The sequence below is a fragment of the Streptomyces sp. NPDC055025 genome, assembly GCF_053608565.1.
This window is the reverse complement of record NZ_JBSGVS010000133.1, coordinates 1-7,588: the sequence shown is the minus strand read 5'-3', so window position 1 is coordinate 7,588 and position 7,588 is coordinate 1. Positions and strand designations below refer to the sequence as shown.

The following is a 7,588-nucleotide window of genomic DNA, read 5'->3' as shown; positions in this document are numbered from 1 at the left end:
GGACTCTCGTCCGTGCCGGGGCAGCGTCGGTGCCGGTCCGCGGGCGACCGTGCACCGCGAAGACTGTGAGCCTTCCGCTCAGCCGACGACCTTCTTCAGCGCGTCGCCCAGCGCATCCGCCTCGTCCGGAGTCAGCTCGACGACAAGCCGACCGCCGCCTTCGAGCGGAACGCGCATGACGATGCCCCGCCCCTCCTTGGTCACCTCGAGCGGGCCGTCGCCCGTTCGCGGCTTCATGGCCGCCATGCTCGTTCCCCTTCCTGAAACCAGCTCATCGCAGCCGGCGGCCCCATCACGGGCGCTGTGTCACCGGCATCGAACACATTGCTTCCAGCCCATTATCCCGCATGGCGGGACCCGATGACCAACATCGGGCGGCATCGCTTATGCAACGCGCTCTCGCAAAACCACTCAATTCGGCGATCCGCCTGCGATACTTCGCCGCCGTGCCCTCCACGGCGGCCCGGCTTTCTTAGACGCAGGTCACATGCCCGTCGCCGGTGATCTCCGCCATGCTGGGGCCGGACAGCACCGCCCGAGCCGCGAAGGAGACCCGATCATGGCCGACACCGTGCTCTACGACGTGAGTGACGGACTCGCAACGATCACGATCAACCGGCCCGAGGCGATGAACGCGCTGAACGTCGAGGCCAAGGTCGCGCTCAGGGACACGCTGCGGGCCGCCGCCGGCGACAGCGGTGTACGGGCCGTGCTGCTGACCGCCTCGGGCGACCGGGCGTTCTGTGTGGGCCAGGACCTCAAGGAGCACACGGCCCTGCTCGAAGCGGACCGGAAGACCGGCTCCGGGGACACCATGAGCACCGTACGGGAGCACTACAACCCGATCCTGCGGGCGATCACCGAGATGCCCAAGCCGGTGGTGGCGGGTATCAACGGGGTCGCGGCGGGCGCGGGACTCGGCTTCGCGCTGGCGGCGGACCACCGGCTGGCGGCGGACACGGCGACGTTCAACACGTCCTTCGCGGGGGTCGCGCTGACCGCGGACTCCGGCGTCTCCTGGACCCTGCCCCGGCTGATCGGGCGCGGCAGGGCGACGGATCTGCTGCTGTTCCCGCGTTCGGTCAAGGCGCCGGAGGCGTACGAGCTGGGCCTGGTCGACCGGCTCGTCCCCGCCGCCGATCTCCCGGCCGAGGCCGCCGCGACGGCCCGCGCCCTCGCCTCGGGTCCGACGCTCGCCTACGCGGCGCTGAAGGAGTCGCTGGCGTACGGCGCCGCCCACCCGCTGGCGGCGACGCTGGAGAAGGAGGACGAGCTCCAGTCGAAGGCGGGGGCGTCGGAGGACCACACGATCGCGGTGCGGGCGTTCCTGGCGAAGGAGAAGCCGAGGTACGTGGGCCGCTGAGGAAGCCGGCGGCCGGGCCGGACACCTGGAGTCCGGAGCGAGCCGGGCGTCCGCGCCGGGGCGTCCGCGCCCGGACCGCGCCGGGCAACCGCGCCCCGGAGCCGCGCAGGGGCCCGTGCCCGGCCCGCGCAGGGGCCCGTCAGGCGTCGCGGAAGGCGCAGGCGGCCAGATGGTCGTTGACCAGACCGCAGGCCTGCATGAGGGCATAGGCCGTGGTCGGGCCGACGAAGCGGATACCGCGCTTCTTCAGGTCCTTCGCCAGCGCCGTGGACTCGTCCGTGACCGCCGGGACGTCGGCCGCGGTCCTGGGCGCCCTGCGGGCCGGGCGGGGAGCGTGGGACCAGATCAGCGTGGTCAGCTCACCGTCGGGCCACCGCGCCAGGACACGCGCGTTGGCGAGCGTCGCGTCGATCTTGGCGCGGTTGCGGATGATCCCCGGGTCGGCGAGCAGCCGCTCACGGTCCGCGTCGGTGAACTCCGCCACGGACGCGATCTTGAACGAGGCGAACGCCTCGCGGAAGCCCTCGCGCCGGCGCAGGATCGTGATCCAGGAGAGACCGGACTGGAAGGCCTCCAGGGACACCCGCTCGAACAGCGAGTCGTCGCCGCGGACCGGCCGGCCCCACTCCGTGTCGTGATAGGCGACATAGTCCTGCGTCGACAGCCCCCACGGGCAGCGCGGCCGTCCGTCGGGTCCCGTCACGACACCGCCGCCGGCGGTCATCGGTCGTTCTCCTCTCCCGGTTTCCTGAAGAGATCGGGGGAGGAGACCGCCGTCGCCTGGGCCCCGGCCAGCGCCGCCTCCAGCTCCGCGATCCTCGCGTCCCGCTCGGCCAGCTCCGCGCCGAGCCGGCCGAGCACATCGTCCACCTCCGCCATCCGGTAGCCGCGCAGCCCGAGCGGCAGCCGGAGCGCCTCGACATCGGCGCGGCCGACGGGACGGGTCATGGGCAGGGGGTCCACCAGCCGGTCGGGGGCGGCCTCCGGCAGGACCGCCTGGTCTCCGCCGCCGATGACCGCGAGGGTGACCGCGGCGACGACCACACCCATCGCGATGAGCAAGAACAAGAACACGAGCTTCTCCCCTGGCAGGAAAACGTCCGGTGCCGATCGTGCCATGGGAAGGCCGTTAAGGTCGCAGACGAGCGAACGCGAGGAGGTAACAGGGGATGAGCGGCGGGACTCTGCGGCTGGGACGTCGGGAATTCGACGCGCACGAGCCGGTGATCATGGCGATCGTCAACCGGACCCCGGACTCCTTCTACGACCAGGGCGCGTCCTTCCACGACGAGCCGGCCCTCGCCCATGTCGAGCGCGCGGTGGCCGAGGGCGCCGCGATCATCGACATCGGCGGGGTGAAGGCGGGGCCGGGTGACGAGGTCACGGCCGCGGAGGAGGCACGCCGTACGGTCGGTTTCGTCGCCGAGGTGCGCCGGCGCCACCCCGACGTGGTGATCAGCGTCGACACCTGGCGCCACGAGGTGGGCGAGGCGGTCTGCGAGGCGGGCGCCGATCTGCTCAACGACGCGTGGGGCGGGGTGGATCCCCGGCTCGCCGAGGTCGCCGCGCGGTACGGCGCGGGGCTGGTCTGTACGCATGCCGGCGGCGCCGAGCCCAGGACCCGGCCGCACCGGGTCGGCTACGACGATGTGATGGCGGACATCCTGCGCGTGACACTGGGACTGGCCGAGCGGGCCCTGGAACTGGGCGTGCGCCGGGACGGGATCATCATCGATCCGGGGCACGACTTCGGCAAGAACACCCGGCACTCGCTGGAGGCGACCCGCAGGCTGGGCGAGATGACGGAGACCGGCTGGCCGGTGCTGGTCTCGCTCTCCAACAAGGACTTCGTCGGCGAGACACTCGACAAGCCGGTCAAGGAACGGCTGATCGGAACGCTCGCCACGACGGCGGTGTCCGCGTGGCTCGGGGCCCGCGTCTACCGGGTCCACGAGGTCGCGGAGACCCGGCAGGTGGTGGACATGGTGGCCGCCATCGCCGGTCACCGTCCTCCGAAGGTGGCCCGAAGGGGCCTGGCCTGACCCGCCCCCGGCCCTGCCCGACCGGCCCCGGCTTCCCGCTTTCCCTGCTTCCCCCCGACCGGCCCCCGGCCCCGCTTTCCCTGCTTCCCGCCACCGCCCGTCATGACGGCGGGAGGCGGGAAACAGGCGGGCAGCCATCGCACCGCCCGCCCGTTTTCTCCTACTTGCCCGTTTCCTTGGTCACCAGCGCGACAGCCTCGTCCACATCGTCCGTGACATGGAACAGCAGCAGATCCTTCTCGGACGCCTTGCCCTGCGCGACCACGGTGTCCCGCAGCCAGTCGATGAGCCCGCCCCAGTACGCCGTGCCGAACAGCACGATCGGGAAGCGGGTCACCTTGCGGGTCTGGACCAGGGTGAGCGCCTCGAACAGCTCGTCCAGCGTGCCGAGACCGCCCGGCAGCACCACGAAACCCTGCGCGTACTTCACAAACATGGTCTTGCGGACGAAGAAGTAGCGGAAGTTCACACCGATGTCGACATGCGGATTGAGCCCCTGCTCGAAGGGCAGCTCGATCCCCAGCCCCACGGAGACCCCCTCCGCCTCCCGCGCCCCCTTGTTCGCCGCCTCCATCGCACCGGGGCCGCCGCCCGTGATCACCGCGAATCCGGCGTCGACGAGCGCCGCGCCGATCCGGGTCCCCGCCTCGTACTCGGGGGAGCCGACCGGGGTGCGCGCGGAGCCGAAGACACTGATGGCGCTGGGCAGTTCGGCCAGTGCGCCGAAGCCCTCGACGAACTCCGACTGGATACGCATCACTCGCCAGGGGTCGGTGTGCACCCACTCCGAGTCACCCTCGGTGTCCAGCAGCCGCTGATCGGTCGTACCGGGCTGCACCTGCTCCCGTCTGCGGATCACCGGTCCGAGCCGCTGTTCCTCAGGCTTCCGCGCTCCGTCAGGCATGCCCATGACCCGCTCCCTCCGCCGCTGTGCGTTGTTCTGGGCAAGGGTAGGTCCCTGGGCGTGACAAACGGCGAAATTCCGGCAGACGATCAGACCGTCACTTGGTGAGCCAGTCGCGCAGACGCTCCTCGCAGTGGGTGATCCGCTCGACGGCCACCCGCTCGTCGCGCCGGTGGGCGAGCAGCGGGTTGCCCGGACCGTAGTTGACCGCGGGCACCCCGAGCCCCCCGAACCGCGAGACATCCGTCCAGCCGAACTTGGGCCGTGCCGCACCGCCCACGGCGGTCATGAAGGCGGCGGCGGCAGGGTGCGAGAGGCCCGGCAGCGCCGCTCCCGAGTGGTCGTCCACCGTGAACTCCGCGACCCCGCAGCCGGCGAAGACCTCATGGACATGGGCGAGGGCCTCCTCCTCGCTCCGGTCCGGGGCGTAGCGGTAGTTGACGGTGACCGTGCAGGCGTCGGGGATGACGTTGTTGGCGACGCCCGCCTCGATCCGTACGGCGTTGAGGCCCTCCCGGTACTCCAGACCGTCGATCACGGGCCGGCGTGGTTCATACGCGGCGAGACGGTCCAGGATGGGTGCCACGGCGTGAATGGCGTTGGACCCCATCCAGCTCCGCGCGGAGTGTGCCCGCTCCCCGGTGGTGCGGAGAAGGACCCGTAGCGTGCCCTGGCAGCCGCCCTCGACCTCGCCGTCGGACGACTCCAGCAGTACGGCGAAATCGCCCTCCAGCCAGTCGGGATGGGCGTCGGCCACATGTCCGAGTCCGTTGAGATCCGCGTCGACCTCTTCGTTGTCGTAGAAGACGAAGGTGAGATCACGGTTGGGCTCGGGGACCGTCGCCGCGATACGGAGCTGGACGGCCACCCCCGACTTCATGTCGCTGGTGCCGCAGCCCCACAGCACCCCGTCCTCGTCCAGTCGCGAGGGCACATTGCCGGCGATCGGGACGGTGTCGATATGACCGGCCAGGATGATCCGCTCGTCCCGCCCCAGCTGTGTCCTGGCCACGACGTTGTTGCCGTGCCGGTCGACGGTGAGATGGGGCAGGGCACGCAGCGCCTGCTCGATCGCGTCGGCGAGCGGCTTCTCCTCGCCGCTGACCGACGGGAAGTCGACCAGCCACGCGGTGAGCGCCGGGCCGTCCAGAGTGAGGTCGAGCACGTTCTCAGACATGCTGCGACCCTAGTACGCGCGGCACGCCTGGTGGGCCGGCACGCTGCCCGTGGCCGTCCGGCCCGTCTCCGCCCGTCCCCTGTGATCCGGCTCCGGTGGGGACGATCCGACTCCAGTACGGTGGGCCCGTGTCCGAGACCGCTCCGCCCTCCCGTCGCGGCCGCCTCCTGCGTATCGCCGCCGCTCTCGCCGTGCTGCTGGCGCTGGCCGGATATATGGCGGTGCAATACCTGTCCGGCGGCGGGGGCGCGCCCAGGTGTGTGGTCCGGGCCACGGACCCGTCCGACGACGGCGGCTCGAACGGCAGCGGCTCGGGCGCCAGTCCCACCTATGAGATGACCCCGGAGCAGGCCGCGAACGCGGCGACGATCTCCGCGGTCGGCACCACCCGGGGGCTGCCCGAGCGCGCGGTGACGATCGCGCTGGCGACGGCCCTCCAGGAGTCCGCCCTGCGCAATCTGAACCACGGTGACCGGGACTCGCTGGGTCTCTTCCAGCAGCGCCCCTCCAAGGGGTGGGGCACGGCGAAGCAGATCCTCGATCCGGTCTACTCGGCGGGACAGTTCTACGACCATCTCGCCCAGGTCCCCGGCTACTCTCGGCTGCCGCTCACCGAGGCGGCCCAGCGCGTGCAGCGCAGCGGCTTCCCGCAGGCGTACGCGAAGCACGAGCCGGACGCCGCGCTGCTGGCCGCGGCGCTCACCGGCCGGTCCGCGGCCTCGCTGACCTGTTCGGCGCCGAGCGCGGCCGTGCCCGGCGATCCGGCGAAGGTACGGGCCGCCCTGGTGCGCGCCTTCGGGTCCGGGGTACGGCCCGCCGACTCGGACACCGGGGTGTCCGTGCCCGTGTCCGCCACGACCGGTCCGGACCCGGCCCTGGACACGGTCGCGGACACGGGTCCGGGCGGCGGCCCGGCGGACGGGGGCCCGTCGTCCCGGCGCGGCTGGGAGCTGGCGCACTGGGCGGTGGCACAGGCCGGGGTCCTGCGGATCGACGAGGTCTCCTACGCGGGCCGGGTGTGGAGCGCGAAGGAAGCGGACCAGGGCTGGCGGCGGACGGACGGCCCGGAGGAGTCCGGGAAAGCCGAGAAGTCCGGGGGCCCGGGGAAGGCCGAGGAGTCCGGGAAGGCCCTGGACGAGGTCCGTATGCGCACCGCGCGATAACCGGCCCGTTCCGCACGGCCCCACCGGCTCGCACCGGTCCCCACCGGCTCGCAGCAGTCCGCACCGGCCCCGCCCCGTACCGGCATACCGGGCGATATCTCACACCGTTCAGCAGTACGGCCGATCACCCGGACGGACGAGTCCGCCGCTTTTCCGACGGCATTTCTTCCGATGATTCGGCAGCACCCGCCTCATCGGCCATTCCCCCTGCGCACCAAGGGAAGTGACGATTCATCAGGCGCGATCGGGCACCCTCATTTGCCCACTTTCATCCGCCGTCGACAATACGATGCGTTATCCATTCGTTACCTTGGCGCACCGCAACTTCCGTCGCCCTTGGAGGGGTTGTCAGGCCGTCCGATCGACGGACAAGCACTGTTTCCCTCCCGCCAAAGGAGCATCATGTCCCTCCCCGTGACCCGTCGGATCGCCCGTGCCGCGCTGCTCGTCGCCGCCGGCGCAGCCCCCGTGGTCGGTGCGGCCGGCTCCGCGAGCGCCGCGGCGCTGCCGCAGCCCACCGACCTGGGCGCGGTGAGCGCGCTGGACGGCGCCGCGTTGGGCAGCACCGTGGACGGTGGCGCGCGGCAGACCACCGAGGTGGCGGGTGACCTCGGCAGCAAGGCCGTCAAGAAGGGCGTCCCCGCCGCGGGCAAGACCGTCGGCTCGGTCGGCAGGACCGCGACGCCCGCCGTTCAGAAGGTGGCCGGCGACACCGCGGGAAGCGCCGGTCAGCTGGTGGGCGACACCACCTCGACCGCCACGAAGGGCACCGGGGCCGCGTCGACCGGGGCGCTCATGGGCGGCCTGCCGCTCCAGGGCCTGCCGATCGGCGGCTGACGCGCGAAGCGCCCAGGCGCGGAACACCGCCCAGGCGCGGAGCACACGGATACGCAGAGGTGTGTGGGGTGTACGGGGAGGGCCCGGGGAGCAGCCGCTCCC

Annotated in this window: 9 protein-coding genes; 4 read left to right on the top strand and 5 right to left on the bottom strand. The window is 71.8% G+C overall.

Annotated elements, in window-relative coordinates:
- Positions 1–78: 78 nt before the first annotated feature.
- Complete coding sequence (locus ACWGDX_RS38960) at positions 79–246, bottom strand: DUF3117 domain-containing protein (protein ID WP_003966491.1); 168 nt, start codon at positions 244–246, stop codon at positions 79–81.
- 313 nt (positions 247–559) lie between these two features.
- Between ACWGDX_RS38960 and chcB the strand changes: the two genes are divergently transcribed.
- Positions 560–1,363, top strand: coding sequence for a 2-cyclohexenylcarbonyl CoA isomerase (gene chcB / locus ACWGDX_RS38955; RefSeq protein WP_453633513.1), 804 nt, complete (start codon positions 560–562; stop codon positions 1,361–1,363).
- A gap of 139 nt (positions 1,364–1,502) precedes the next feature.
- Here chcB and ACWGDX_RS38950 read toward each other — a convergent pair whose 3' ends face one another.
- Positions 1,503–2,087 (bottom strand): DNA-3-methyladenine glycosylase I, encoded by a 585-nt coding sequence (locus ACWGDX_RS38950; RefSeq protein WP_453633511.1) that lies wholly within the window; start codon positions 2,085–2,087, stop codon positions 1,503–1,505.
- The gene (locus tag ACWGDX_RS38945) at positions 2,084–2,437 is read right to left on the bottom strand and encodes a DivIVA domain-containing protein (protein ID WP_453633509.1); all 354 of its coding nucleotides are present in this window, start codon (positions 2,435–2,437) and stop codon (positions 2,084–2,086) included. Before ACWGDX_RS38945 ends, ACWGDX_RS38950 begins: the two co-directional genes overlap by 4 nt.
- A 95-nt stretch (positions 2,438–2,532) precedes the next feature.
- Here ACWGDX_RS38945 and folP point away from each other — a divergent pair, with 95 nt between their 5' ends.
- The gene (gene folP / locus ACWGDX_RS38940) at positions 2,533–3,405 is read left to right on the top strand and encodes a dihydropteroate synthase (protein WP_453633507.1); all 873 of its coding nucleotides are present in this window, start codon (positions 2,533–2,535) and stop codon (positions 3,403–3,405) included.
- 160 nt (positions 3,406–3,565) lie between these two features.
- Here the strand turns inward: folP and ACWGDX_RS38935 are convergent, their stop codons facing one another.
- Positions 3,566–4,315, bottom strand: coding sequence for an LOG family protein (locus ACWGDX_RS38935; protein WP_365902730.1), 750 nt, complete (start codon positions 4,313–4,315; stop codon positions 3,566–3,568).
- Positions 4,316–4,406: 91 nt separating this feature from the next.
- Entirely contained in the window at positions 4,407–5,486 is a 1,080-nt protein-coding gene (dapE, locus tag ACWGDX_RS38930; protein ID WP_453633505.1) for a succinyl-diaminopimelate desuccinylase, read from the bottom strand.
- Between the two features lie 128 nt (positions 5,487–5,614).
- Between dapE and ACWGDX_RS38925 the strand changes: the two genes are divergently transcribed.
- Both ACWGDX_RS38925 and ACWGDX_RS38920 read left to right on the top strand, forming a co-directional pair.
- Positions 5,615–6,649 (top strand): hypothetical protein, encoded by a 1,035-nt coding sequence (locus ACWGDX_RS38925; RefSeq protein ID WP_453633503.1) that lies wholly within the window; start codon positions 5,615–5,617, stop codon positions 6,647–6,649.
- A 402-nt stretch (positions 6,650–7,051) separates the two neighbouring features.
- Complete coding sequence (locus ACWGDX_RS38920) at positions 7,052–7,486, top strand: ATP-binding protein (protein ID WP_453633501.1); 435 nt, start codon at positions 7,052–7,054, stop codon at positions 7,484–7,486.
- Positions 7,487–7,588 lie beyond the last annotated feature (102 nt).